Here is a 26636-nt window from a genome sequence, read left to right as displayed (position 1 = left end):
TCACCATCTCAAAGCCCGATGTCGACATTTTGAAGGCGGCACCGACGCCGAGACATTGCCCCGCGTCCCTTGATTTGCCTGCGCCGCTCGGTCGCTTTTCGGCGATATTCCTTTGCGGTTTTATCGGACCTTTGACCGCATAGGGAAAGAGCGATCCATTCTCGTTCATCATCGGCGTCGAATACATTTTCGTGCCAAAGGGTGCGTACGAAATGGGCACCAACGCCGAAATGCTCGAACCAGATATCTGAGATCCAATCCCCGGATAAACCTGTTGCTCCCCCATCCCGCGAAAATACAGGGGTGCCAACCCGCCCCCTATATCCTATCCAGAAATCGCGACCGGGAGCGTCTTCGATGATCAGGGCGTCCAGGAATTGGGTCAGCTTTGGCCATAATTTATCGCGATGATAGTATCCGCCGGTCTTCTGGGTCTTGATGGACAGTTGCCAGCCGGAGGCATCACGCTTGAGATGAGTACCGATTTCGATACGGTGGAGGTCGCCGATACGCAAAGGGACGACAACCGACAAGGCAATAGCAGCAGCTTCCAAGTGCAGCTTATAGCGGCGAAACGTTCCGTGCGGCGCCTTCTGGGCCTCTTCGAGGAGGGCCTTTGCTCGAAGCCATACTTCTCCCAGATCATCAAAATCAGCCAAGGCAACGCTATCTTTGCGTTTGTCGGTCAAGTCGCCCCGTTTTATATAATCACGCCGCAGTTTTCCGAGAATCTTGGCGAGTTCGGAAGCGGTGCCTTCATGGTGGAGGAGAAAACGGTTAAGGATACCGATCTGGCAAGATAGGCCTCTGGGACCGCAGCCACGTGCCTCCGCGTCGTCAATCCAGTAGACAATGCCCTGCACGGTCAAGGACGGTTCTTTTCCGCGATTCATGCTGGATTTCGCAATGGCGCGCAGGATGTATTCCGCATCATCCAAAGACGATTTCGGCATTGCCTTGAGTTCGTTGTCGAAGTCGATCCCGCCTGCCATCTTGTTTTCCAGCCTCATCCGTAACTTGCGGATCGTCCCCTTCCAGGGAAGCGGCAAGTCCGCTTTCGGAATGGAGCAGGCCAAGGCAGGGCCACGCCGCCCTCCCTTGGCCTTGCTGCCTGCTTTGGCTGTTTTTTTGGCACGCAGAGAAGCGATCGCCAAACGAATCGGGCCTACATTTTCCGGTTCCAATTCGGCCAGCAGCGACCGCAATCGTTCAAGGGTCGACAAGGATCCGTATGCAAGGAAATCATTGATGGTGGGGATGGAGGCCCCCCTGCGAAGCAGGAAGGCCTTCCAGTCAGCATATCGCCGAGAATCTTCTGGAGTTTGGTGAATGTTAAACATCATACTGGCCTTTCTTGTAACCGCGAGCGCGTTTCACAGCCTGCTCAAGTATTTCCCTTCCCTCTTTGGAAACCCGATCCATGTCGAGGAAGGCATAGTATTTCTTGACCGTGGAGATGTTGTCCCCCAACACTGCAGCGGCCTGAGCCCATGCGTTGGGATCCTCGGCCAAAATGATGGTTGCGCTGATATGGCGGGCAAGGTGGATGGTGAGGTCCAACCCGATTACTCCGCAGCCATCGCGGTAATGATCGTAGAAGGTGGTGAGATCCAACGGACGAGCAAAACTTGTCGAGGGGAAGAGGTAGTCGCTATCGCAAAGCTTGGCACGGTAAGGATGGTCGTTGATCAGTTTCGGTCTGATATGGCTGATGTACCATTGCACGATCGGAGCGGCGTCATCATCAGCCTCGTGATTGATAGCCTTGCGATTCTTAACCGCTGCACTCTGAAGCTGGATGCGGAGATCATCGTCATTGATGAAAATGTTACGCTCTTCACCTCGGAACTTCAGGGTGATGAGGTTTCCTGCACGAACAGGGCTGGCGCGGTACAGAATCGCGTTGGCGCAAGCGGCACTACCCATTTTCAAGGCCAACATGCGTTGATGCTGAGGGGCCTTATCCCAATTACTCAGTATCTTCCGCGACAATTTCATCAACAATTCAGGAGAACGGAAAAGCTTTGCCTGCAGCTCTTCGTTCCTGAGGAAATTGCGGAGATATTCCTGGCGCTCCTCCGACATCTCGCTCATATCGGGGCTTGAATTCTTGATTTTGGACAACAGGATCTTGATCTTGTCGATCTCCGTTTTGTCGGCACCAAGGTAGGTAGCCATTACCTTCTGCTTGTTGACCATAGCATAGAGGTTATGGCCTCCAATCTTTACCTGGCCTTCAATCTGGCGGGTGTTCCAGCAACGGGCAAACATTTCAATCATGTTTCCATTGCAGATATCGCGCAAGCGCAAAGCCTCATCGCCAACCAAGTACTCAAAATTGATCAGAACCCGGATCACCTGCTGGATTACATTGGCGTACGCCTGTTCGGTTCTCGTGCTGAATTTCGTGTATTTGGCGGGTATCGGGCGACCGAGATCATCAGTCCCACGTTTGGCAATGACAAACGCCTTGTAATCCGACCAGAGGTCGTTGGACAGAGGATGACCCGACCGCCGAGAATATTTGTCCGCAGGGTGAGACTGCTTTTGAGAGACAATGATTTCTTCGGTGGGCAGCAGCTCTGCAATTTCGGGAAATTCATCGCGGCGATTGATGAGATCGTTGATACGTACAACGCCCAGCCTGGCACTGCGCTTTGCAGATCCCCTGAGGGCATTGATCAATGGTTGGGTGTTTTCGGTAGTCAGATCGTAAATGTGCAGCCCAGCAGCGGAGGCCGCCCGACCGATGGCGCCAATCGACTTGTCCAGGTGGGGAGGCAGCGGCTGATCGACTCCACCGTTTGCTTTGGCGAAATAGATCAACTTCTTCCAGTCGGGGAGGAGGCCGGCGTCGGATTTAATGGCAGGATGCACATGCTGCCAGTAGCGGTTCAGCGCACTCTTGGCATGCTTACGCCACGCCTTGAACTGCATCAAGTTGGCGAAATCAGGAGGGCAGATCCTGACCTTTCCGCGGCCCCACTTTTTCAAAAACGCGTTGGGGTCAGCGGGGATATCTCGGAGAGAGGCGACGTCGTAATACAACGGCGCTTTGTTGATGGCGGCGCGCTCGTTCGCCAGCGCACTGCTGGGGGATTGTGCATACTGGCTCAAGATGTAAGCCTTGACGTCGGCGAGGGTCTTATCGTGCTTCACGACCATAGGGGTCTCCTATTCCAATCTGTAACGGTTTCGCTCCGGCGGATTATTCCGGCGGGCTGGGCAAGAGGAGAACTAGGTACGTACCGTTGGTATCGGCAACGAGAGTCTTGTTTTTTATATTTATCGGAATTCAGGCTGGCCAATCGTTGGAAAAAATCGCAGGATAGACGGCAATTTTTTCGCACGCATCATAAATATCAAATCTTTGTAAGATATTGTAATATTTGCGTAATCACCTCCCTTGGAGGGGCTTTCTCCTGCAGCCATCCGAGCTCGTCCAGAACGCACGGTCGACGCTCCTGTCCACGTCGGCAAGGACAGGAGTGTTGGCAGCGCGTTCTAGCAAGGCGACGTTAGTAAAAATTGATAATTTTGATACTTTGGATAGAAAAGATAATAAAACTAAACGAGAGAAGGGCAATAAGGCAGAGCTCCTCGATAGGATGCCCAAAAGATCTACGATTTTGGATCACGGCATGCGCACCAGACAAGATCGATGTTTAGAGACAAAACGGAATTAACTTGCTAATTTGAAACAAAATGATAAAATAGATAATTCATATAAAGAGCTTTTTCCTTAGAAAATATCATGAAAATGGCATGATGATCTAATCGAGAATATAGCTAATGTGAGAATGGGTGCTGTGATGGTAGATGCTACAAGGTCGGCCACAGAGGGGAAGGGAAGTGCAGAGGTTGAAGAGGCTATGAAGGATCCAGTTCCGTTTCCATTGGCGGGTCTTCGGGCGAGTAGCGTTGAATACCCGGTAGATGTACTTGGGCGTATTGGTGCTGAGACGGCAAAGGCGCTACATCAACAAGTGCAAGCACCCTTGGCTCTTTGTGGGCAGGCCGTTCTTGCCGCGATGTCTACATCGGTGAGTTCCTTTGGTCGCGTTCAGTCGATTATGGGTGGTGAGACATACCCCATATCTTTGTATCTCCTATCGATTGCGTTCAAGGGTGAAAGAAAGTCCAGGTTGGAGGAGTTTACGCTGGACGGGGTTGAGGATTTTCAGGAGGAACGAACTGTTGCTCTTATGGAACAGCAAAAGGTAGGTAAGGGAACTCCATTAAGTGGGCGAAGCTCGGCCATTGTTGCCAAGCGAACGGATTTTGAAAGCCTGCTTGCCACGATGGCGCAAGGACCAGGGTCCACACTCTGGACCAATGACAATGCAATTGATTGCTTTGGTAGATATATACAATCGAACGAAGAGCAGCAGGCTATTGTTGCTGCCCTTATAAGGTTGCATAGAGGCAAAGCAGTCAGTCTGGTGAGTTCCGATAAGTGTCTACGAGTTTCTGGCGTGCCCTTAACAGCTTCACTGCGCCTCGAGCCAGATCTGTTGTATGATGTGTATTCAGATTCAGAGTTTTTGCCTTTGGAATTAATAGATCGCTTTTTGCCCTGTTTTCCACGGACAGCAATATCTATGCGAGTTATTAAAGAAGATGAGACTCTTGATGAAAATAGTCATATTAAAGATTTTAAAGATAAAATTACAAAAAATCTATGGAGAAATTTAAGTCTTTATATGGGTAAAGAAGAGAATGTTCTAAAAATTTCTCTCGAAGCCAAAAGTGTTTTCGCAAATTTTTATAATAAAATTGAAGAAGAATTAGCGAGAGGTGGGATATACGAACAAATTTCCAGTTTTGCTGACCGTTCTTTGGAACATGCTATTCGTATTTCTGCTGTTATTGAGTTGTTTAATTGTGATCATGGAAAAATGTCATCGATTTCAGTCGAGTCAGCGAAATCTGGGTGTAGATTTGCTGATTATTATTTGGGTGAGTACTTGACAATTGTGAACTATCGTTATGCTTTTCTTAAAAGCAGCGAATTGAATGCGCTTGGAAACTGGATGGTTGAAAAGCACGGCCCCCACGGTTCATGGAGCGTAAACGAGATTGCCCAAAGTGGTCCCCAAGGCATTCGGGGTAATACAAAAAAACGCGATGAATTATTGTCATGGATGGATGAGCATCATTGGATCAAGCTTGAAGAAACGGGAAACGGGCGCAGGAAAAGTAAGGTCTATCGCATTAATCCGAAAATCGAAAATGTCCTTCATTGATTTTTATCAGGCGAGAATGGATGGAGGGGTGCGTATCGCGGGTGACCCTTTTCCCAACCTGCCGCAGGATTGCAAAATTCGGGTTCAAAACATATTGGCTGGCCATCGCTTTGAACCGAGCGTTGATGTCGTTGGCGTGTGCCATTGGGCAGCGCCTTAAGGTGTGGGCATTTCTCAGATGGTGCCAGTCGTTATCGCGTGCCTGATGGACCCTGACGGCCTGATCGCGATTGAGCAGCCCGAGCTTCATATTCACCCGGCCATCCAGGTCGGACTTGGCGATCTCTTCATCGAAGCGACGCAAGGCCCACAGCCGGCAGTTGGTCCCGAGCGCAGCCTTTTTGATCGAGACGCACAGCGAGCACATCATGTTGCGTTTGCTGCGTCGCGTGAGAGAACAGACGGATGATGAGGTGCCGCCAGGCGTTCTCGGTATCACTGCCGACGATATGTCCGTTGTGTATGTAGAGAACTCGGCTGAGGGGGTCCGCTTCCGTCCACTCCGGGTGAGTCCCGACGGTGATTTCGCAGACCGATGGCCAAATGGCTTCTACGCGGAACGGGCCGAGGAACTGTTCTGATGCTATCGGAGTACGCGGTAGAGCCTGCAGCGATCGGCGCAGATTGGAACACATTTCGATATCTGATCGAGAAATTCGGAGCCGACAAAGGCAGGCTGATATCCCGGTTTCCCAACAAATGGGAAAGGAAAGTCATTCAAGCGGCGAAGGACGCTGGTCTCTCAGGAGTGAAATTGGCTAGCGTTGTCGAGCGTTTGCATAGTGGCAGGCACAAAGTGGCGGGCTTCAACCGAACCTATAATCACGAGACGAGTTGGGTTGATAACGCCATCCGCGAGCACGGACATAGACCATTTCGCGCAATCGTCTGCGGCGAGGGAGCCGTGACCTGCGTAGAAGCACTCGCGCCTGATGATTGTTTTGACGAGAACGCGTTCTTCAACGCGCCGATCAGCCGTGACGTAGCGAGAACCTCGGATGATATCGCCGAGGCCCTATTGCTGATCGCGCTGGTGGCTGACGAAATTGACATCGTCGACCCCTATTTTGATCTGCGTCCAGCGAGAGGTAACTATACCGGTCCATTGACATCATTGCTTGGCAAGCTAGCTGCTGCGACGCCGACACCGAAGGTGATTAAGGTAAACTTCCGGTCACACGACTCTCGTCCTCCGCCGAATATTCTCGCGCAAAATGCTCCTGCTCTTACCAATGGGATTTTGCCGCAAGGATATTCTCTGGAACTCTATGAGTGGACAGAGGTGCTAGGAGGAGAGGACCTTCACGATCGCTTCTTCCTAACTGATGTCGGCGGTCTGATGGTCGGAGCGGGTCTAGCCGCCGTGGGGGCTGGCGAGACTGCTACATTTACACTTTTGGATAATACCCATGCGCAGCAATTTCGGAGCCGGTTTTCTTCAAACTCAACAGTTTACAACCGTGTTGGATCGGCTGTGCGCATCCACGATGACGGTAGTGCCGAGCTGTTCTGATGGTGACAGTTCTATTTGTTTTCCTCCGAATGTCCTCTTTAGCCTCCGGCACTGGAGTTCTCGCATCTGCGGGAAATTACCTCAATCCCATTTTGCTAGTTGGAGCTTTGGTCGATAGATCCCACCGAACTTGCGTTGTTTTGGTGAACACTGATTGGATTTTTTAAATTGGGGTGGAACCGATGCGTTTTTGCCCCCTAATTTCTAATCAAGAGTTTGTTGCTGCATTCTCTGCGGGAATTTTTTAGTGAATAATATCAGAAAGTGTAATGATTTCGAATGATTGCATCTTCAGGCCGGATACACTGTTTGTTGATTTGTTTGGTTGGAGGTTTGTGAGTGATGGATTGTAGAGGTGCTGATTTCATGTTGGCTCGAGGTTTGAAGGAGCCGAACCGTTCACCATTCATAAGCCACTTGAAACTATCGGACAAAATAGCGGAAGAAGCGCTAAAGGATGCCCGAAAATTCCTCAATGGTGATGGGGGGCGGATTTCTGCATTGTTTCGCAACTACCCATATTTTTCGGCATGGTTGATCTCACATTCACTGACGGAGCAATACGGCAAGGAAGGGCATGCTGTTTGGCCTGTGCTGGAAGAGAAGCTGGGGGTTCGGTTCGAGAATGCTGATCGTCATGATCTTTATGATGGGTTTAGGGATGTCTGCGATAAATTGGGCCTACCCAGCAGAGGAATGGATCGCCGGGTTGATCTGTACCTGTTGCATGCTGGGGTTTCCAAAGCCCAATTGTCTCACTTGGTTTCCGCTTTTTCCCGTCAGGAAGCGATTTATGGGCCACCTCCGATTGAGACTACCTTTGCATTGAACAGGTGGGAGGATGCCGCTCTTGAATTTCTTCCGCCAGGCATCATCACGTTGGGACGTGCTGTGCTTTGGGACGAGACTGCGTGGCATGCCGCCTTATATGCCCGGATTGCTTCCGATCCTGACAGGTTTGAACCTGGAAGCGAGTTTGAAAAGGAATTCCATGCTTGTTTCATGAATGTAAGCAAAGGGGGAGTGGCTCCCTCCGATCATGTGCGCTTACCTCCCCGACCTAAGATTTGCTGGAGCCAAGAAGGTCTCGTTTTAAGGCTTCCAACTGCTGAGGGGCGCATCTTGGTTCGGATTGATGATGATGCTCGCCCATTGCGCCTGAAGGGAGGGACAGATTGGGTGTTAGATCAGCCATGGCCGGTTAGCATTGATGCCGAGGTAAGTGGCCATCGGCATCCTCCAGAAGATTTTCTCGGGAAGGGTTGTTCTTTCGCGGTTTTTGATGCGGTCGACGGGCATATGGACAGACAGATTCTGATGAACTCGGACAGGACTGTGACGGTTGATTGCATTGATGTGGTTGTTCTGGCTCGAAGGCCATTTGAATTTGATGGCCGAAAGGCGATGCCTATTGGTGAGGGCGCATTCGCAATGGATGCGAGCTTGTCCGCGAAGGGTAAGGCGTTGTTGATGGATGGGCGATGCTTCGATTTGGGATCCAAGCCTCGCAGGAGATTGATAGTCAAGGATGGTGAGATTGCGAGAGGGTCGAAATATAGATTATTTGGGCTTGGTGCTTCCATTCATGTCGAGACCGGTCTTGATGTTGATGAAACAAGGATATTGAGGTTTACGACCGGTTCGATGTGCTGGGACATGGATGTCATGATCGAGAACGGTTCTGGTCGGGTTGTCATAGAGGATTGTTTTGTTGAGAGGCCGGAACCCGACCCCCGACCGCTGCGCATTGATCTGATGGGGCCATCCATTAGTGGCGAGATGCCGATACCATCAGGTGTTTCTTTCAATCTATGGATCTGGCCTGGATATGAGGGCACAGAGGATACCAGCATCCTTGCAAGCCAAGAGCCGAGGAATTTCTTGCCTGATCGATCCTCGAATGTGTCGGGCTGGGATAAGGGGCTCATTCTTGACGGTTCCGGGGGATATGATTTTGCGACGATGGCATTTGAGCATGAAGATGAAATCGTCAGTTTTCGCTTGCCATGGCCTGATGTGATGTTGACGCGCTGCCGGCTGGATGGAACCCGATCATTGTTAAGGACCGGATCCAAGGTAAGTGTGGGTCAGGAGGATAGGTTCGATAGTATTTCCATCCGATGTCCAGATCGTGAGGCTTCCCTTTTGACTTGTGGGAGGATCGAGGAGAGGCCGTTCGGTATGGGGATGACCAGGAACTTGGCGGTTTCTGATCTGTTGGGAAACAAGGATGACAATATGGTCATCCTTCGAAGGGGAAATGGGTCTGAGGTGGTTCTTTTCGAACTGGTGGATGCGCTGGAACCTGTCAGTTTCACGATTATGAAAAGCGGACGTGGGATTAGGGCAGACATCAATATGGGGATTCCCATCAGTGCCATAGGGGTGGAGGTTGAGGATGAATTTGGCAAGCGCGATTTTTATGAGATCGCGTTGAACCGGAGGCCGACTGATGATCCGCCGCCTGCCTGGCTGAAGGCTTCTTATTCCTCTGGTTCTGCGGACCGGATCAATCTGGAAATCGATGAGGAAAGATCCAGTGTAGGCATGCTGATCGGCAGGATTTACATTCGCCCCGAAACAGCTAATTCGAACCAAAGATGGTGTCCTTTGCGCAATTCTCGGGGCGATACCTATGCGGTGCCGCGCATGGCCTACGATTGTCTTGCCGAGGCTTCAACCGTGAACCAAGTGGAGCGTTTTCGGACCGTCAACCGTTGGATTTCTGATTGTTATGCCCCTGAATGCTGGATAATTCTTGAAAGGGGAATGGTGGATCGATGGAAGGATCTGGGGCGTAGGATTTGTGAGGATCCGATGGGCGCCGGTGCTGTTATCGAGGCGACATTGGATGATTTTCCTGATGAAGCCTCTCCGACTTGGGTTCCAATTAACCATCCTTTGGAAATAGATCATGATTTGTTCGGTCATTTACCGGAGGCATATTTCCATTTGGCGAACCTGGCGGAAAAAGGATTGAGTGTTGGTGCTGAATTACTGTCTTTGGAAAGGGTTAGGCTTCGGGACGGCTTGTTGCATGAACAAGCCTTGGCGGCATTTGGTAATTTTGGGCCGACGATGAAGGAAGACCAGAGGTTGGAGCATTTTAGTCCTGTAAAATTCTTCGAATGGCAGAAATTTTTCGATACTGATCCATCATGCGGATGGTTCTGGACAGGTAGGCCATTGCTTGGCCCTGCCCATCTGCGCAATGTATTCCAGCAGTATTTGGATCGTATCGAGATCGCACGGATGTTCGTCTCAGATGAGCCGGAAACTGGAAACAACAGTCTCCGACGTGAGAATCTGCGAGTTCTAATCAGCCATGTCTACTCTAAATGCAAAGCAGAGCGCAGACCGGAAATCCCGAAAAGGAATGAGAATGATGATAGGTCGTCGGAATTGGATAGATGGGTGGCGACCACATTGTCGGAATTCGCAAGAGCTAGTCGGGCCGGAACAATGAATTCGTTCGTTTACGGTATTGCCCAAGCATTGGATTGGCGCAATTCCGACGTCCGGAAGAATATGGGTTTTCTGCTTCGTTTGGCTCCGGAACTGTTTTTCTATTATCTGCTTGTATGGCAATTGGCAAAGGTGCGTCCATGACTTTTGAACTTGATCCTCTCACATTCAAGAACAGTCTTGAGGAAACTCTTGGACGTTATACGACAACTGCTGCTGCTGTTTCCTCTGCACGTGCCCCGGAATTGGCGAGAACGATCCGGAGGATGGTAAACGATGTTGATCTTGTGAAGGGGCCATTTGTTGAGAGTCTTCCCGATTTTGAAAAAGGGCCGTCGTTGAGGGGATTGGTTGAGGAAGGCCTGCTTCATCCTGCATGGGGAGGACTTGAAGATAAAGAAGCTGGCAAAAGCCTTTATGATCGTGCCCTGCACCTTCATCAGTCGGCGACTATCGGGCTTGACGAGAATTATCTTGTTGCGACTGGCACGGGTTCCGGCAAGACGGAATCTTTCCTGTTTCCTTTAGTTGACAGTCTTTTGAGGGATCCGGACCTTTCCGAGCCAGGGGTAAGGGCAATTTTGATTTACCCGTTGAATGCCCTGGTGAATGATCAAATGCACAGATTGGCCAGGCTTTTGTTCAATGATCTCGGGGATCCGAGAATTACGATGGGTCGGTATACGGGTCAGGTGGGGTCAGGTGCCAAAAGGATCGATATCGAACGGGCGTTGGTGGACACGCCGACATTTCAGTCAGATTTTCCGGATATCACTAAGGCACCGAAGAACTGGATGTTGTCACGTGAGGAGATGCTCGATGCTCCACCCCATATCCTGATCACCAACTATGCCATGCTCGAGCATATCATGCTCCTTCCACGGAACCGCAGGCTTCTTGAGAATGCCAAGCTTAAATGGATTGTTCTTGATGAAATCCATACATATACCGGCGCGCAGGCTATCGAGGTTGCTTTCCTGTTACGCAAACTGAAGACCCGATTGGGGGTCGAACCCGGACATCTTCGTTGTGTGGGAACGTCTGCGAGCTTGGATCCGGCAAGGCGGGAGGAATTAGCTAGGTTTGCAGAGAAACTCTTTGGAGAACCGTTTCCAAGCGGGGAAGGTGCGGTCATAACCTCAGAGAGAAAACAGCATCCATTGCTTGTTTCAGGTGATGGGATTGATGGATTGTCTCTGGAGGATTGGATCAAGCTGGGCGAGATCGTTGTCAGGCTGAGGAATGATGAAGCATTCTCACAAGAGAATGTGCCCTATTTGGTGGAAGACTGGAACGAAGCGGTTGAAGAGGCCGGAATTCCGGGTCTCATGCTTGAGGGGTTGCGTTTTGGCGAGGGGTTGATCGGCAAAATGGCGAAGTTCCCTGAAGTGAGACGGGTTTCGAGTGCACTGATGGGAAGAGCATTGCCTTTTGATGCGTTGGCAAAACAGGTTTTCGGGGATGTGTCTCCGGATCTTTCTAGGCAGGCATTGACCGCACTCATCTCTTTGGGTGTTCTGGCCAAGCCGGAGACGCCGGGTGCATTTCCATTATTGCCGGCGAGGTATCATTTAGCGGCTTCAGGCCTTGAGGGTATTGCACTGAAGTTGTCTCCAGATACGTCAGAACATTGGTCAGGGAATCTTATCGTGAGTCGAATTGGGACACATGATAGTGGGGTGCCTGCCTATCCTTTGTTCGTCTGCCGAAATTGTGGCGAGCCTTATATAGAGGCATGGGATGACGGAAGGACGTTGCATCCCAGAGCAGACGCGGGGGTGAAGGCGTCACGCATTGTGCTGCGGTTGGTGGCTGCGGGCCAGAGTGCGTTCGAGGACGATATAGAAGAGGATGATGACACGGAGCCATCTGGCGAGATCTTGTGGTTTGATCCAAAGACGGGAGAGATCGCTGACGGGCCAGATGAAGGATTTATTGGCCTCGAAGAGGTCAAGATGAAGGAGGATCAGGAGGAACAGCGCAAATATGTCAAGAAATGCGTCTCCTGCGGCCAGGGGGGTGGAAGATTCGCTGAACCGATTACGATGGTGAATCCTGGAGATGATGCCATGGGGTCCGTGATCGCACAGTCCTTGATGGAAGCATTGCCGGAACCTCAGAGAGCGGAAGAAGATGCTCCCATGAAGGGACGGAACTTGCTTGTGTTCGCCGATAACCGCCAGGATGCCGCGTTTTTTGCGCCGTTTTTTGAAAGGACCTCCAGGGATCAGGCTCTGCGTGCCGCGATGGTGAGGTCTTTGGATCGGGCCGGAGAAGAGGCCCTTAGCCTTCAGGGGCTTAAGGACGGCGTTTGGCGTGAACTGCGAAAAGAGGGGTTTAGGCTATATGATCGAAGGAATCCGGAGCCCTTCGGCAATGATGAGGTCAAGGATCGGCTTTTCGCTTTGATTGCCGCCGAAATCTGTTCTGGCAATATGAGGCTGTCTCTCGAGGCGCTCGGGTTGATGGACGTCCGTTATGAAGGCGAGGAGCGGATTGTTCGGGATCTGGAAAAGGCTCTACCCCATGATAAAATCCACTTGGCGGGTGCCATTGTTCGGTTCTTGTTGGACCGGATGCGTTTTTCGCGGGCGATCAACGATCTTGATATCATAGATCTGACGGATTCTTCTATTTGGGGGCCTGGGAAGGATAACAAGCAGATTTCCTGGTCGGAGACGCGAACCAATTCCTCTTCATGGCTTAATACGTTGAGGCCTGCACCGGGTTCCAATAACAGGATTTCGTGGTTGCTCGAGGATAGACTTGATTTTTCGAGCCAGGAAGCGGAGGAGGTCCTGAGCGCCTTCTGGAAGGCGGCGACAAGGCCAAAATACAAGCTGCTTCGTTCTCAGGCATTTGGACATGTTTTAAATCTGGCGCAATTGAAGATGTCTTCGTCAGTGACCGGCCCCCGTTATCGCTGCAAGAGTTGCGGAGCTGTGTCGGGATATGACTTTGATGGCAAATGCTCAGCTTGGAAGTGCACCGGTGAGACGGAACCGATCCCGAAGGAGTTCGTCGATGAGATGGAGAGGTCCAATCATTATGTGGAACGCTACAGGTCGAAGCCGTCGAGTGCCATTGCGCGTGAGCACACGGCAGCGATCGGGGTCACTGAAAGGACAGAGATAGAGGAAAATTTCCGAAGAGGGGAAGTCAACCTCCTCAGCTGCACCACCACCATGGAGATGGGGGTAGATCTGGGAGATCTGGAGGCCGTTTTCTGCCGAAATGTGCCACCCGGTATTGCGAACTATCAGCAGCGCGCAGGCCGGGCTGGACGTAGAGCGCAGGTTGCCCCCATTGCTCTGATGATGGCCAGATCTAGCCGGTATGACCAATCCAGCTTTAGGAATATTCAGGCATATCTGGAGGCATTGCCGTCTCCGCCTTATCTGACATTGGACAATCCTGATTTCTTTAGGCGTCATCAGGTTTCCGTTTTGTTGGCGGGGTGGCTAGATCATCGTCTTGCATCATCGGACAAGACGGGCGCTCCCCGTTTGAAAGACATTCTGGGTGAGCGGCTCACGGGTGCCGATGAGAAGGAGATTCTGACTGATCTCAGGAACTGGCTTGCCTCTGATGAGGGGGCTGATGCGAAGGCGAATGGGAATGCGCTGGCTGGAACGCTCGATCCAAATCTTTCCACGGTTGCATTGCGGGGAGAGGAGCTCTCCGATCATTTCCTGCGCAAGGTAGAAGGATGGATAGCCAACATTGCTTCGCGCTGGCGCATGATGAATGAACAATATGAGACGGCAAGGGCATTGGAGGAGAGTGCCGATACCGAGAATGAGAGGACAAGGGCGCTTGGTCGGGCTATGGGAAGTCGGCGCGAAATGAAGCAATATTTGGATAGGCTCGTGGTGGAGACCCTTTCTAGGGGGGCGGTCATTCCGACTTATAGTTTCCCGGTTCACTCCATTCATCTCGACATAATTTCCGAGCGCGACCCGCATGGGGTAGACGACAGGGCGCTTCAGTTGGATAGGGACGCGAGCATGGCCATTGCGGAATATGCGCCCGGCGCGGAGGTTGTCGCTGGCGGGCGCATATGGACAAGTGCCGGCATATCGAGGCGGTCGAACATAGGTGGCGACGAGGCATGGACGGAAAAGGGGTTCTATCGGATATGCAGTAGTTGCGGGCATGTCGAAATCGAGAAGGAATGGGAGGATTTTGATGATTTTTGCCCTCAATGTGGTGGTGTCCCGGGAGGGATGAAGCGAAAATTCATTGAGCCGATTGGGTTTCTTACTTCTTATCAGAACAGGCAGGGGAGAGATCCTGGTTCATCCCGGTTGAGGGGGCGTCCGGTCGATGAGGCCCGTTTGCTCACGAAAGCAAGCGAAAGCGATTTCCAGGATTCTGATTTGATGGGGGTGAAGAGTTTCTTTGCTCCTGCGGTGCCTCGCTCGGGAGAAAAAGTCGGGCAGATGTTCATCGTCAATCGGGGTCCCAATGGAACGGGTTATCTTTGTTGTCCGAAATGCGAATTCGCCATGCCTGCACCTCGTGGTTTCATAGGGAACCAGGTGGAGAAAGCCCCGCACAAGAATCCCCGGAACGGGGATCAATGTCCGGTAGAGGAGCTGAAGTATCCTACGGATTTGTCCCATGCTTTTGAGACGGATCTTAGGGCGATACGGTTTGATTTTCCGCTTCCCCAGCCGGAAAAGGCTAAGGCAAAGCATGATGCCCGAGAGAGTTTCATGCGGACACTTGCCGAGACAATGAAACTTGCGGCGGCAGATCTTTTGGAGACTGACCCAAGGGACATTAGGGCAACTGGGGAGATGCCGGATGGAAAGCCCGTAATTGTCTTATCGGACGCAGTTCCTGGTGGTGCAGGCTATTGTCGCAGGCTATTGAGTGAGGACGAGCCGAGATTTTCTGCGAGGTCATTGATAGGTAAGGCGCTAGAAATCTTGAATTGCGTGCGTGGAGACCGTTGTGAGACGAGTTGTTCTCACTGCCTGAACGATTTCTCGAACCAGCTTTATTGGGACAAGTTAGACCGTCATCCGGTGAGAGGGTGGTTGCGCCGGCTCTTGGATAAGACAAGACCGGTTCCCGATCATGCGCCGTCTGGGGCTGTGCCGATTGATAATGTCTCGGCCGAGACGTTGCCGATCCGGTTGGAGAACGCGAATCTGGTTGTTATTACAGCAGATGCGCTTTGGGGCGCAGATGATCCCCGTGCAGCGTTTAGCAGTTTGAGGGGGGTAAGGCGGTGGCTTGATGATGACAGGAACCGTAGGCTGACCTTCATATTTTCTGCCGAGGGTGATCATGTTGGGTCGTCTGCTACGGGTCTGGATCGGCGCATAGTCGATGGGCTTGTGGAATACGAACGGAATGGGCAAATAATGATGCATGTCGGCCCGTCCAACCTTCTGAAGGATGCGCCACGGTTGACAGTGCTCAAGGGCGGGGATGTCGAGGAGTATTTTGGGGAGGCATTTGAAACGCCTATCTTATCCGGGCCTCTGTCGGGAGTGACGCATTTGTTCAAGCGTTCGGCTGGCGAGAGTTGGCTTCATACCAATCTCGGCTCTCTTCCTAAACGGGTGAATATTTTCGATGCATTTAACGCGAAGATCCAAAGGTTTGATTTCCGTCCGGGAATGCTTCGTGACTTCTCCATGGTGTTCAAGGATATCTCGAATAGGGAAGTCGATTTGCATGTTGAGGATCCGTGGTGTGCGGCAAGACCACAGAATATCGAGCGCCTTGCGAGTTTTCTGATGAAGTTGAAATCTTTGGATGTAGTCGTCGACAGGTTGACGGTGGTCTGGGCACCTGAAAAGCGGTTAGATCTCAATGCCAATGGGCAGGGGCGCGAGATTGAGCGGCATGTGAAAGAGCATGAGTTGTGTAAGGAACTGATCCTGGAACCTGCCGAGCACAGGCGACATTTCCATGACCGGTTTATTGAGACTGCCACGGTGGATGAAAAGGACGATTGCAAGGTGCGTTATGACATCAGCTCAGGGATCGACAATATGATGGTCCGGCAGAAGGAATGCATAGTGTTTGTTACCATTGACAGGTGATTGGCTGGCAAGGGTCGAAAATATTCTTGTCATTTGAAAAATGAACACAACATAAGCCGGAAGAAGAAAAGGATTTCTCCAGACGAGTATCTGAAAAGCTACTTGACGGAATGCGCCAGAGCACATTTTAAGAACCGGGAAATGCCCCCGATCAAGGAGAGGTTCAAGAACCTGTTTCCGGCTGGCTGACGGGAAGGCGGCTCTGTATTTTGTGCGGCACCATGAGGTTTACGTAGCTGAGTTGGCGCGCCTTGATGCCAAGAGGGAGAAGAGGGCTGAGAGTGGGGTCTGAACGCCGCTCTGATGTCTTTTGTCAAGAATTTGTGCATGCCTTTTGGTTCGCCCGAGCGATTATTCATTCTATAGCGCCCTGAACCGCGCCGAGTTTGCCGGAGGCTGTTTGGTTTAAGTTATGCTGCCACGGCTGGTTCGTCCAGCATGGCATAATATTGTTCCTCAGCTTCTGCCGGAGGAATATTTCCGATGAGCTCCATCAGTCGACGGCGATCATACCAACGATAGAAAGTCGTGCGCGGAATACCCAGTCTGTCCAATGTTTGGCGGGCAGAAAGATGCGAGCCTTCGACCAAATTGATGATCTCGAGCTTCTCAGATTGGGAATATCTCATTCTTGGTCTTCCCCAGTTCCCATCACGCTTTTTTTGAGCAGGCGGAGTTCCAGGGTTTGCTCGGCGACAACTTCCTTCAACTCGCGAGATTCACGGCGCAGATCCTTGACTTCATCTGTAGTCGCGGCACGGGCTATATCGCCTGCAAGACGCTTCTTGCCTGCTTCCATGAAGTCCTTCGACCATTTGTAATAAATGCCTTGGGATATACCTTCCTTGCGACAAAGCTCAGCGATGCTGTCTTCGCCACGCAGACCATCAAGAACGATCCTGATCTTCTCTTCAGCAGAGTACTGCTTGCGCGTTGCGCGCTTAATGTCTTTGACGATCTTCTCGGACGAGCTGCGCCCATTGCCTGATGTCTGTCTCATACCCACTCCTACGGGGGTTACGATGAGACAAAATCTCTCTCTTAGCAAATCAACCTATTTGGACCCATACGCGCTGACGTCAAACAAGCACCAACAAGATCGGCGCATTGAAACTCATGATAGGAATATATCTGGCAAAAGCGACAGTTATTGCCGTGCATATGGCTAGTAAGGCAACAGGAGGAACACTCATTTTTCTATACTTTCAATTTCCACTTTCCATAGTATAGTCTCTCTAGTAGCTATAGGTTCAAGAGGAATTTTTATGTTTTCGATAGGCCAGCTTTCCAAGCGCACGGGTGTGAAGATTCCGACCATTCGTTATTATGAGCAAATGGGGTTGATTGATGCGCCCGAACGCTCTGAAGGCAATCAACGGCGCTATTCGGCAGACGGTCTAGCTCGGCTCTCGTTCATCCGCCACTCACGTGATCTTGGCTTCTCGATTGAAGATATCAAAGAGCTGTTGAGCTTAAGCCTGCAACCAGATAAGCCATGCCAAAATGCGCACGATATCGCTGTTCAGCATCTCAAAAACGTCCAGGATAGAATTTCCAAACTTCGCCGTTTGGAACGTGAACTAATGCGCATATCAAAATGTGATGCGGATAGCGTTTCAAACTGCGCCGTTATTGAAACACTTGCAGATCACCAACAGTGTGAGACTGAGCACTGACGATTCTTGTTTTGTCGTTTTTACCTCAACCGTCATCTTGCTGCTGAAAATTTGCACTTCGCTCGAATGACGGGAATACGGATTCTGCTTGCGGTCGATATTCTCTGCCCAACGCCCGCTGCGGGCTGCGAATACCAAGAGCCAATTTTGGGTGAGTAAAAAACTGCCGATTTCAAGGACCTAAACGGGCTCGGAGCTGAAATTTTCTGGCCCGGCACGAAAGTCAGCTCAGGGTCGAGGCTGTGTGAAAACGTCGATCAAGCCAAGTTCGTTAGAACCAAATTTTACAAGATTTCATTCGAAAGTAACATCGATGCGCCGCAGACTCAATCAAGTCCAAAATTGAGAACACATTTCTATGACCTTGTTGCAGAGACCAAATTTTGTTTGAGGCTCCCCTTACCCCAGACGGATTTCAGGCGGTGCGCTCGAATTTCGGGCGGCCAAGGTCGGTCATTTTGTTGAGAACACGAACGCCGATCTTTGCTTCGGTTTGCTGATTTGCGAAGCGTCTGGCCTTGAGTTTCGGCCCGATGACCACCTTCCATCGGTTCATTTGGCTTTCAACACGACTGCGCTGATTGTAGCCAGTGGATTTCTGCCAGGCAAAGCGGCCCTTGGCTTCAATCTCTGCGATATGACGATCACGAACCGTTAGACCCTGTGCCGATTGCTGGCTTTGAACTGCATTCTTGGGAGGCGGGATAACGACCTCGGCGATCTCGCCAAGACGCGTTTTGAGAAGCTCCCGGGTTGGTGCGCCATCATAGGCTCCGTCGGCAATAAACCTGGCAATTGGGCTATCAATTTGATCCAGAAGATCAGGCAAAGCTGTCGGATCACCAATATCATCTGTGGTCAGATCGCCAGACACAATCTCGCCGCTGGCAAGATCAAGACCAAGGTGAAGCTTGCGCCATCTCTTGCGTTTCATTTTGATTTTATGTTTGTTTTCAAGCCATTCACCCTCACCGAAGATTTTCAGCCCGGTGCTGTCGATCACAAGATGAATCGGATCCCGGTTTGTCACGCGCCGCTGCACGGTTGGCAAAGTCAGCCCTTTGCCCCGCCGTGACAATGTGGTGAAATCCGGAATGGCAATTTCAACGCTCATCAGTTTCGCAATGCTGCCCATCAGACCTTGGGTTTGACGCAACGCTTGACCATAGACGGTCCGCAGGCTCAGGCACAGCGTAATCGCGAGGTCAGAATATTTCGGCTGACCGCCCGGCGATTTGCGACGTGGCGCGGACCACTGAGCAAGCGCGTCCGGACTTATCCAGACAGTTAAATCACCACGTCGGCGTAGGCTTTCATTATAAGCAGCCCAATTCGTGACCCGATATTTGGCTTTGGAAAACTTGCTGCGGTTGGCATCATTGTATTTGTACGGCATCAAACGCATCCTGGAAGCTGAAACGGGCGTTTGATATCAAAAACGCGTGGGTCCTTGCAACAAGGTAACAACAATGATGGCCAACCGGCGGAAAAACGTCCGAGCTCTCAACTCTGTGCCATGCGCCAGAACCAGACTCACTCCTGCAAGGAACATGAAGCTACCGGCCAGCAAACGCCCGAATGCGAGCCACAGCGGATGGAAAGCCACGCCCGATACAAATCCCGTGAATTCCAGATCCCAGACGAAATGGAAAAGAACCACGCCGGCAATTGCCGTCCCTCGTGCTGCGTCAACGGCTAACAATCTGTTTTTTCTCATGCTGTTCAACCTCACCTTGTTCGCCGACCGTTAAGCGACGGATATTTCTGAACTCTCTCGCTTCCGCGGTGCATACATGCCAGCCCCAAGAACATTGTTTTCAGCGCCTTTCAGAACGGAGTGTCCAGCCGTTGTCCTGCCGCTGCCAGCGGCCACAGGACCCTCTCCCCCCAGCGCCATCGAAGCCCAGCAGGCAATAAGCCACCCATTTCAACCAGCGGTGCCGCCGCATGGATGATAAACAGTCCAAACGGATTAATGATCCTTTTCGTCCTGCAAGTGACGGTGATCGGTCGCACAAAGCGAATGATCGCTCAACACCTCAATAACTCGGCAATCTGCGATCTTGCCACCTGCGCACTGCACGACCATGCGATTGAGTTCAACTTTCAGCGAGGCGAGACGTGCGAGGCGTTTCTCTATTTCCGCCAATTGAGCTTTGGCTATCGCATCGGCTGCTGCGCACGGCTGATCAGGATGGTCAGAGAGGCTGAGCAGATCGCGGATTGCGTCAAGCGTAAAACCAAGTTCACGCGCATGTCGGACGAAGATTAGACGGTCAAGCGCCTTACGGCTGTAGAGTCTCTGGTTTCCGGCGCTACGCTCAGCCTCCGGCAACAAGCCGATTTGCTCATAATAGCGGATGGTCGGCACCTTGACCCCCGCCGCCTGCCCAAGTTTTCCAATGGTCAGCATAACTTTTCTCTTGAAGCTACAGTAGCTAGAGACATTAAAATGGGTGACTGACGATATCAAGCCCGAGAAACCCCTGTTGAGTGAAGGAAAAAATGTGTCGGAAACGGAAGCAAAAAAGGGAATCAGTTGCGACTGGACTGTATCTGGCATGGACTGCGGGTCTTGTGCGACGAAGGTCAAGGACGCCGTGGCAAGGCTGCCAGGAGTCACCGGCGTCGAGGTCGGCATTATGTCCGAACGCCTGCGCCTGACGCTGGACGAAGGTGAAACCGGCCGCGACAAGGTTGAAAGAACTGTTCGTGCGCTCGGTTACGGTATCGAACCGCGCGTCGCGACGGCGGTGCAGGACGAAGCTGTCGATCAGAGTGCAAGCTGTACCGGCCACTCCCAGGCCGGCGGCAAGGCAAAAGATCATTCCGGTCATGGCAGTCCCGGACACGTACATGACGATCCCGCAGATCAAGGCAAGCGGTGGTACCAGACGGCCAAGGGCAGACTGGTGATCTTTACCGCCTTGCTTCTCATGATAGCCTGGGGAGTGGAACTGATTGTGCCAGAGGTGGGAAACTGGGCCTTTGTCGCCGCGTGTCTGATCGGAGTTACCCCCATTGCCCGCCGTGCGTTTGCCGCGTTGCGCATGGGGCAGCCCTTCACCATCGAAAGCCTCATGACGGTTGCAGCTATCGGCGCACTGTTCATCAATGCGGCGGAAGAGGCGGCGCTGGTTGTGTTCCTCTTTGCAGTGGGCGAAGTCCTGGAAGGCGTAGCGGCAGGCAAGGCGCGCGACGGGATACGGGCGCTTGCCAATCTCGTCCCGAAAACGGCGCTTCTGGAAATGGACGGCGTCACGCGCGAAGTGCCGGCAGCAAGTCTTGCTATAGGACAGATCGTGCTCGTCCGTCCCGGCGATCGTATTCCGGCAGACGGCGAGATCAAAGAAGGCACCTCCGGGGTGGACGACAGTCCGGTAACTGGCGAAAGTGTGCCGGTGAACAAAGGTCCGGGCGATCCTGTATTTGCAGGATCGATCAATACCGAAGCCGCCCTGCGGATTACCGTAACCAAAGCCGCCGAAGACAACACCATCTCACGCATCATTCGCCTCGTGGAAGAGGCGGAGGAGGCTCGCGCGCCGACCGAGCGGTTTATCGACCGCTTCAGCCGCTGGTACATGCCTGCGATCGTCACTGTCGCGGCGCTGGTCGTGCTCGTGCCGCCACTGGCTTTTGGCCAGCCTTGGGATACCTGGGTTTACCGCGGGCTGGCGCTCTTGTTGATAGGTTGCCCCTGTGCCCTCGTGATCTCGGTGCCCGCCTCCATCGCTTCGGCACTTTCCACCGGTGCGCGGCGGGGCCTTCTCTTGAAAGGCGGCGCCGTGATTGAAGCGACTGCCAAGGTGAGCCGCGTGGCCTTCGACAAGACCGGGACGTTGACCCATGGGCGACCGGTGGTGACAGATGTCGTGACTTTGGGAAAAACAACCGAGGCCGAACTTCTCTCTGTCGCGGCGGGCGTTGAAGGCGGCTCCAGCCATCCCTTGGCTGTCGCAATTTTGCGTAAGGCCGAGGAAGAAGACATAGCGATCCCACCGGCACGCGATGCAAAGGCGCTGATGGGCAAGGGTGTGACCGCCACGGTGGGCGGCGCTTCCGCTTGGGTGGCTTCGCCCGGATATGCCAGGGAGAACGCCGGCATTGACGAGTCTGACCTCGCCCAGACCACAACGTTTGAGGAAGAGGGCAAGACCGCTGTGGTGGTCTTCCGCGAGAAGACCCCGCTCGGCATTATCGCTGTGCGTGACGAACCGCGCTCCGATGCGCCCGAAGCGGTTCGCCAGCTGAAAGCCATCGGTATTACACCCATCATCCTGACCGGAGACAATCCGCGTACGGCAGCGGCAATAGCGCAAAACCTGGGCATGGAATATCAGGCCGACATGATGCCCGAAGACAAGCTTAAAGCCATTCGCGACATGAGCGAACATGGCGGCGTGATGATGATCGGAGACGGCATCAATGACGCCCCAGCCCTCAAGCAGGCAAGCGTTGGCGTAGCCGTGGGATCGGGGACCGATGTCGCGCTCGAAACGGCCGATGCGGCCATCCTGCGTGACCGGGTGACCGACATTCCGGCGACCATCCGGCTTACCCGTGCGGCAATGGCCAACATTCGCCAGAACGTTACCATTGCGCTCGGTCTGAAAGCGGTCTTCCTCGTGACATCCGTTTTGGGGCTGACCGGTCTCTGGATCGCGATTCTGGCCGATACAGGCGCGACCGTTCTGGTAACGCTGAACGCGCTGCGCCTGTTGCGGTTCAACCCGGAACCGGAGGGATAGGATATGTGGACGGCTGGATTTGCATGGATACCGTTTGCATGTGGCTGTGCGTTGCTTGCCAGATCAGCACTTGCCCTTTGGCGCGCGGATGAACGGATCTGGCCCCCCAAAGGGCGCGACAGTGCTGAATACATGTCATTCATTGTCTTGTTCCGAGGCCTTGTCTGGGGGCTGGTTGTCCTGACGGCAGTCTCGCTGGCCGGGCGGTTGCCCCTTTCCGTCGGCCCGCGCGAACTGATCGGCGGCGTATTGGCCGTTGTGGGCTTTGGCGTTGCTTTCGGGGCGACCTACAGCCTGGGTTGGGCTACAGCGTTCGGAGAAGACAAAGGACTGAAGGTCGATGGCGTGTTCAGGTTCAGCAGGAATCCAATTTATCTGGCGACCTGGCTTGGCCTTGCCGGTTGGGCGGCACTGATCCCGGAACCACCTGTGCTGGCGGCACTTGGGACCTGGGCAATCCTCTATGTACTGGCGATTCCGCTTGAGGAACGCGCGCTGGCGGCGACACACGGGGACACGTTCGAGCAATACCGTCGTTCGACACATCGCATACTGGGGTGGCCAAAACCTTCCGGCCCAATCTCAAAAACCTTCAAGCAGGAGCAATGACATGATCGCGTCATTTGGGTGGGCCGCGTTGGTCCTTTTGGCCGGGTATCTGGTGCTGTTCTTCTGGGGCAGCTCGCTGGCAGCGCAAGCCGCAGGTCACAGCGTCTGGCTGCTATCCCGCTCCAAAGGGCGCGACAGGCTGGCCGCCATGGGTTTCCGTCTGGCATTTGCGCTGGCGTTGGCCGGGCCGCTCCTTTGGCGCGCCGTGCCGGAATTGCAAATGGTCGATCCGCTTTGGACCGAAGGGCAAGCTGTCCTTCTCGGCCTGATCGGGGTGTTTGTGGCGGGGCTTGGCGCGATGCTTGCCTTCGCGGCGCAAATGTCGATGGGGAGTTCGTGGCGCGTTGGCGTAACCGAGGGAGCGACCGGCAACCTCGTCTCGGACGGACTCTATCGGTTCAGCCGCAATCCCACCTTTGTCGGTCAATTCATGCTCTTGGCCGGTATCAGTCTAGCGGTTCCAGCAATCCCGACGATTCTTGCCCCGCTGATCTTTTTCTGGTCAGCCTCGATACAGGTTCGTTCCGAGGAGGCTATACTTAGCCAAGCGTTGGGGCGGGATTATGAGCAGTATGTCGCAACTGTGCCGCGTTGGGTTAGCATGCGTCGCGGTATAAGGCCATGAACGCCCGGTGGGTGTGGGCATTGATCGGAGCCACAACAACCGCTGATCAACTGACCAAGGCGGCGGCCTTGTCGCTGCTCTCGCAGGTTAATTCAGTGGCAGTTTTTCCCGGATTGGATCTGACGCTCAGCTTTAATGAAGGGGTGAGCTTTGGTCTGTTCTCTGACCTCATGGCTGGTAAACCGCTGGTCATGGCCGCGCTGACCGGCACCTTGACCGGGATCCTCGCCATCATGGCATTTCGGGCGCGTCACCCGGTCGAACAGATCGGATTTTCTCTGATCGTGGGTGGCGCGCTTGGCAATGTGGTTGATCGGTTGCGACAAGGCGCAGTCACTGATTTCATAGATCTCTCTTTTCAGGGCTGGCGCTGGCCAACTTTTAACACAGCCGATATTGCGATTACGTTTGGCGCTCTGTTTATCGTGTTCGCCACATTCGCTTCACACCGATCTAAGGACACCGTCGTTGACCAATCCTGACCCTCAATCATTGTCCGGCGAGGATATGCCCTTGCTGGCGGCGTTCGTTATCGCTCTGGCCGCAACACTTGGCGCTCTCTTCATTGGGGAAGTGCTCGGACAGATGCCCTGTACTCTTTGCTGGTACCAACGCATTGCCATGTTTCCCCTGGTGCCCATCGTCGGCCTTTCGATCTGGCGCGCCGACGGCATGGCCCGACCCTACGGCCTGCCGTTGGCAGCGGCCGGCCTGATGTTGGCGGGTTGGCATTCCGGCCTTTACTCCGGCTGGATCCAAGAGGCTGTCACGCCTTGTGCAAAAACCGGGCCGTCCTGCACCGATCAGGCACAGACCATCCTTGGCCTGCCCATTCCCTATCTATCCCTGATCGCCTTTGGAGCGATCCTCAGTTGCCTTGTTCTATCGAAAGGAAGACGCGCATGAACAGACGCACTCTCTTGATCGGAGCTTCGGCTCTCGGGCTAGCCGCTTTCGGTAGCGGCGCCTTCTTCCTGACCCGGCGCCAACAATTGACCGAGGCCGAGGCAGTAACCCCGGCAGTTGATGAGGCGCAGTTGATTCGAGATTATTCGCCAAGCTTCGGCCCCGATGAGGCTCCGGTCACCCTTGTTGAATTTTTTGATCCCTCCTGCGAGGCCTGCAGGGCCTTTCATCCGGCAGTTCAGGCAATACGCGAAGAGTTCCCGGAGCAGGTGCGCGTCGTCATGCGCTACACTGTGTTTCATGAAGGATCGGACGAGGCGGTGCGTATCCTGGAGACCGCACGAATGCAGGACAAGTTTGAACCTGTGCTCAATGCCATCCTGAAGCAGCAACCAGCATGGGCTGTGCACGGTGCACCGCGTATGGACTTGGCCTGGCAGATCGCGGCGGCTGCCGGTCTTGATCTGGAACGGGCCAAGAGCGACAGGTTGTTTCCCGGAATTACAGCAATTCTGAACCAGGATAAGGCAGATGTCGAAGCGGTGGGTATCCGTCAGACTCCCACCTTTTTTCTAAACGGGCGCGAACTGTCGGAACCCAGTTTGGACGGCCTCATCGCTGAAGTCCGCAGCGCGGTCGAGAGTACGTGAGGTTCCGCTAGGGCCGATTGGCATAGGACCTTGTTGCAGAGACCAAATTTTGTTTGAGGCTCCCCTTACCCCAGACGGATTTCAGGCGGTGCGCTCGAATTTCGGGCGGCCAAGGTCGGTCATTTTGTTGAGAACACGAACGCCGATCTTTGCTTCGGTTTGCTGATTTGCGAAGCGTCTGGCCTTGAGTTTCGGCCCGATGACCACCTTCCATCGGTTCATTTGGCTTTCAACACGACTGCGCTGATTGTAGCCAGTGGATTTCTGCCAGGCAAAGCGGCCCTTGGCTTCAATCTCTGCGATATGACGATCACGAACCGTTAGACCCTGTGCCGATTGCTGGCTTTGAACTGCATTCTTGGGAGGCGGGATAACGACCTCGGCGATCTCGCCAAGACGCGTTTTGAGAAGCTCCCGGGTTGGTGCGCCATCATAGGCTCCGTCGGCAATAAACCTGGCAATTGGGCTATCAATTTGATCCAGAAGATCAGGCAAAGCTGTCGGATCACCAATATCATCTGTGGTCAGATCGCCAGACACAATCTCGCCGCTGGCAAGATCAAGACCAAGGTGAAGCTTGCGCCATCTCTTGCGTTTCATTTTGATTTTATGTTTGTTTTCAAGCCATTCACCCTCACCGAAGATTTTCAGCCCGGTGCTGTCGATCACAAGATGAATCGGATCCCGGTTTGTCACGCGCCGCTGCACGGTTGGCAAAGTCAGCCCTTTGCCCCGCCGTGACAATGTGGTGAAATCCGGAATGGCAATTTCAACGCTCATCAGTTTCGCAATGCTGCCCATCAGACCTTGGGTTTGACGCAACGCTTGACCATAGACGGTCCGCAGGCTCAGGCACAGCGTAATCGCGAGGTCAGAATATTTCGGCTGACCGCCCGGCGATTTGCGACGTGGCGCGGACCACTGAGCAAGCGCGTCCGGACTTATCCAGACAGTTAAATCACCACGTCGGCGTAGGCTTTCATTATAAGCAGCCCAATTCGTGACCCGATATTTGGCTTTGGAAAACTTGCTGCGGTTGGCATCATTGTATTTGTACGGCATCAAACGCATCCTGGAAGCTGAAACGGGCGTTTGATATCAAAAACGCGTGGGTCCTTGCAACAAGGTAACTC

General features: G+C 53.1%; 18 protein-coding genes and 1 pseudogene. 11 read left to right on the top strand and 8 right to left on the bottom strand.

Annotation, left to right across the window (positions count from 1 at the left end; translation table 11 throughout):
• Positions 1 to 8 precede the first annotated feature (8 nt).
• Together FDK21_RS11740 and FDK21_RS11735 are read right to left on the bottom strand one after the other, a co-directional pair.
• On the bottom strand, positions 9 to 1343 hold the full coding sequence (locus FDK21_RS11740) for a hypothetical protein (RefSeq protein ID WP_138148662.1): 1335 nt from the start codon (positions 1341 to 1343) through the stop codon (positions 9 to 11).
• Positions 1333 to 3165, bottom strand: a complete 1833-nt coding sequence (locus FDK21_RS11735; protein ID WP_138148661.1) for a hypothetical protein — start codon at positions 3163 to 3165, stop codon at positions 1333 to 1335. Before FDK21_RS11735 ends, FDK21_RS11740 begins: the two co-directional genes overlap by 11 nt.
• A 707-nt stretch (positions 3166 to 3872) precedes the next feature.
• Between FDK21_RS11735 and FDK21_RS11730 the strand changes: the two genes are divergently transcribed.
• Positions 3873 to 5246 carry a DUF3987 domain-containing protein gene (locus tag FDK21_RS11730; RefSeq protein WP_171022051.1) on the top strand — a complete coding sequence of 458 codons (1374 nt, stop codon included), beginning with the start codon at positions 3873 to 3875 and terminating at the stop codon, positions 5244 to 5246.
• Here FDK21_RS11730 and FDK21_RS20630 read toward each other — a convergent pair.
• Positions 5215 to 5550, bottom strand: coding sequence for a hypothetical protein (locus tag FDK21_RS20630; RefSeq protein ID WP_171022047.1), 336 nt, complete (start codon positions 5548 to 5550; stop codon positions 5215 to 5217). The genes FDK21_RS11730 and FDK21_RS20630 overlap by 32 nt on opposite strands.
• A gap of 276 nt (positions 5551 to 5826) precedes the next feature.
• Here FDK21_RS20630 and FDK21_RS11725 point away from each other — a divergent pair, with 276 nt between their 5' ends.
• From FDK21_RS11725 to FDK21_RS11715, 3 genes are all read left to right on the top strand, one after another.
• The gene (locus FDK21_RS11725; protein WP_138148659.1) at positions 5827 to 6759 is read left to right on the top strand and encodes a hypothetical protein; all 933 of its coding nucleotides are present in this window, start codon (positions 5827 to 5829) and stop codon (positions 6757 to 6759) included.
• Between the two features lie 339 nt (positions 6760 to 7098).
• Positions 7099 to 10368: a hypothetical protein gene (locus tag FDK21_RS11720; RefSeq protein WP_138148658.1), complete on the top strand. Its 3270-nt coding sequence runs from the start codon at positions 7099 to 7101 to the stop codon at positions 10366 to 10368.
• The gene (locus FDK21_RS11715; RefSeq protein ID WP_171022050.1) at positions 10365 to 16286 is read left to right on the top strand and encodes a DEAD/DEAH box helicase; all 5922 of its coding nucleotides are present in this window, start codon (positions 10365 to 10367) and stop codon (positions 16284 to 16286) included. The genes FDK21_RS11720 and FDK21_RS11715 overlap by 4 nt, the downstream gene beginning before the upstream one ends.
• A gap of 503 nt (positions 16287 to 16789) precedes the next feature.
• Here the strand turns inward: FDK21_RS11715 and FDK21_RS11710 are convergent.
• Positions 16790 to 17286, bottom strand: a pseudogene (locus FDK21_RS11710) (transposase); the annotation flags it as partial.
• 265 nt (positions 17287 to 17551) lie between these two features.
• On the opposite strand from FDK21_RS11710, the gene FDK21_RS11705 reads away from it, so the two are divergent.
• Positions 17552 to 17962, top strand: coding sequence for a helix-turn-helix domain-containing protein (locus FDK21_RS11705; RefSeq protein WP_138148656.1), 411 nt, complete (start codon positions 17552 to 17554; stop codon positions 17960 to 17962).
• Between the two features lie 415 nt (positions 17963 to 18377).
• On the opposite strand, the gene FDK21_RS11700 is transcribed toward FDK21_RS11705, so the two are convergent.
• The 3 genes from FDK21_RS11700 to FDK21_RS11690 all read right to left on the bottom strand — a co-directional run bounded on the left by FDK21_RS11700 (position 18378) and on the right by FDK21_RS11690 (position 20375).
• On the bottom strand, positions 18378 to 19358 hold the full coding sequence (locus FDK21_RS11700) for an IS5 family transposase (protein ID WP_138148651.1): 981 nt from the start codon (positions 19356 to 19358) through the stop codon (positions 18378 to 18380).
• Positions 19359 to 19394: 36 nt separating this feature from the next.
• Entirely contained in the window at positions 19395 to 19679 is a 285-nt protein-coding gene (locus FDK21_RS11695; RefSeq protein WP_246657559.1) for a heparan-alpha-glucosaminide N-acetyltransferase domain-containing protein, read from the bottom strand.
• A 255-nt stretch (positions 19680 to 19934) separates the two neighbouring features.
• On the bottom strand, positions 19935 to 20375 hold the full coding sequence (locus FDK21_RS11690) for a helix-turn-helix domain-containing protein (RefSeq protein ID WP_138148655.1): 441 nt from the start codon (positions 20373 to 20375) through the stop codon (positions 19935 to 19937).
• A 43-nt stretch (positions 20376 to 20418) separates the two neighbouring features.
• On the opposite strand from FDK21_RS11690, the gene FDK21_RS11685 reads away from it, so the two are divergent.
• The 6 genes from FDK21_RS11685 to FDK21_RS11660 all read left to right on the top strand — a co-directional run bounded on the left by FDK21_RS11685 (position 20419) and on the right by FDK21_RS11660 (position 25503).
• Entirely contained in the window at positions 20419 to 22713 is a 2295-nt protein-coding gene (locus FDK21_RS11685) for a heavy metal translocating P-type ATPase (RefSeq protein WP_348639246.1), read from the top strand.
• Positions 22714 to 22845: 132 nt separating this feature from the next.
• On the top strand, positions 22846 to 23322 hold the full coding sequence (locus FDK21_RS11680; protein ID WP_171022049.1) for a methyltransferase: 477 nt from the start codon (positions 22846 to 22848) through the stop codon (positions 23320 to 23322).
• Position 23323: 1 nt separating this feature from the next.
• A complete protein-coding gene (locus FDK21_RS11675) occupies positions 23324 to 23947 on the top strand; it encodes a methyltransferase (RefSeq protein ID WP_171022048.1) in 624 nt (207 codons plus the stop codon).
• Entirely contained in the window at positions 23944 to 24429 is a 486-nt protein-coding gene (gene lspA / locus FDK21_RS11670; RefSeq protein ID WP_138148652.1) for a signal peptidase II, read from the top strand. Before FDK21_RS11675 ends, lspA begins: the two co-directional genes overlap by 4 nt.
• Positions 24416 to 24853, top strand: coding sequence for a disulfide bond formation protein B (locus tag FDK21_RS11665; protein ID WP_244435495.1), 438 nt, complete (start codon positions 24416 to 24418; stop codon positions 24851 to 24853). Before lspA ends, FDK21_RS11665 begins: the two co-directional genes overlap by 14 nt.
• A complete protein-coding gene (locus FDK21_RS11660; protein WP_024706459.1) occupies positions 24850 to 25503 on the top strand; it encodes a thioredoxin domain-containing protein in 654 nt (217 codons plus the stop codon). The genes FDK21_RS11665 and FDK21_RS11660 overlap by 4 nt, the downstream gene beginning before the upstream one ends.
• Positions 25504 to 25584: 81 nt before the next feature.
• Here FDK21_RS11660 and FDK21_RS11655 read toward each other — a convergent pair whose 3' ends face one another.
• On the bottom strand, positions 25585 to 26565 hold the full coding sequence (locus tag FDK21_RS11655; protein ID WP_138148651.1) for an IS5 family transposase: 981 nt from the start codon (positions 26563 to 26565) through the stop codon (positions 25585 to 25587).
• Between the last annotated feature and the right edge of the window lie 71 nt (positions 26566 to 26636).

Source organism: Cohaesibacter sp. CAU 1516 (assembly GCF_005771485.1).
Taxonomy (GTDB): Bacteria; Pseudomonadota; Alphaproteobacteria; order Rhizobiales; family Cohaesibacteraceae; genus Cohaesibacter; species Cohaesibacter intestini.
Note: the sequence above shows the minus strand (reverse complement) of the source record. Positions and strands in the feature narration are given on the sequence as shown.

Excerpts from the sequence above, each read along its gene's own strand:
- FDK21_RS11740 (WP_138148662.1), bottom strand. The coding sequence starts at position 1,343 with ATGATGTTTAACATTCACCAAACTCCAGAAGATTCTCGGCGATATGCT.
- FDK21_RS11735 (WP_138148661.1), bottom strand. The coding sequence starts at position 3,165 with ATGGTCGTGAAGCACGATAAGACCCTCGCCGACGTCAAGGCTTACATC.
- FDK21_RS11730 (WP_171022051.1), top strand. The coding sequence starts at position 3,873 with ATGAAGGATCCAGTTCCGTTTCCATTGGCGGGTCTTCGGGCGAGTAGC.
- FDK21_RS11725 (WP_138148659.1), top strand. The coding sequence starts at position 5,827 with ATGCTATCGGAGTACGCGGTAGAGCCTGCAGCGATCGGCGCAGATTGG.
- FDK21_RS11715 (WP_171022050.1), top strand. The coding sequence starts at position 10,365 with ATGACTTTTGAACTTGATCCTCTCACATTCAAGAACAGTCTTGAGGAA.
- FDK21_RS11705 (WP_138148656.1), top strand. The coding sequence starts at position 17,552 with ATGTTTTCGATAGGCCAGCTTTCCAAGCGCACGGGTGTGAAGATTCCG.
- FDK21_RS11700 (WP_138148651.1), bottom strand. The coding sequence starts at position 19,358 with ATGCCGTACAAATACAATGATGCCAACCGCAGCAAGTTTTCCAAAGCC.
- FDK21_RS11695 (WP_246657559.1), bottom strand. The coding sequence starts at position 19,679 with ATGAGAAAAAACAGATTGTTAGCCGTTGACGCAGCACGAGGGACGGCA.
- FDK21_RS11690 (WP_138148655.1), bottom strand. The coding sequence starts at position 20,375 with ATGCTGACCATTGGAAAACTTGGGCAGGCGGCGGGGGTCAAGGTGCCG.
- FDK21_RS11680 (WP_171022049.1), top strand. The coding sequence starts at position 22,846 with ATGTCATTCATTGTCTTGTTCCGAGGCCTTGTCTGGGGGCTGGTTGTC.
- FDK21_RS11675 (WP_171022048.1), top strand. The coding sequence starts at position 23,324 with ATGATCGCGTCATTTGGGTGGGCCGCGTTGGTCCTTTTGGCCGGGTAT.
- lspA (WP_138148652.1), top strand. The coding sequence starts at position 23,944 with ATGAACGCCCGGTGGGTGTGGGCATTGATCGGAGCCACAACAACCGCT.
- FDK21_RS11660 (WP_024706459.1), top strand. The coding sequence starts at position 24,850 with ATGAACAGACGCACTCTCTTGATCGGAGCTTCGGCTCTCGGGCTAGCC.
- FDK21_RS11655 (WP_138148651.1), bottom strand. The coding sequence starts at position 26,565 with ATGCCGTACAAATACAATGATGCCAACCGCAGCAAGTTTTCCAAAGCC.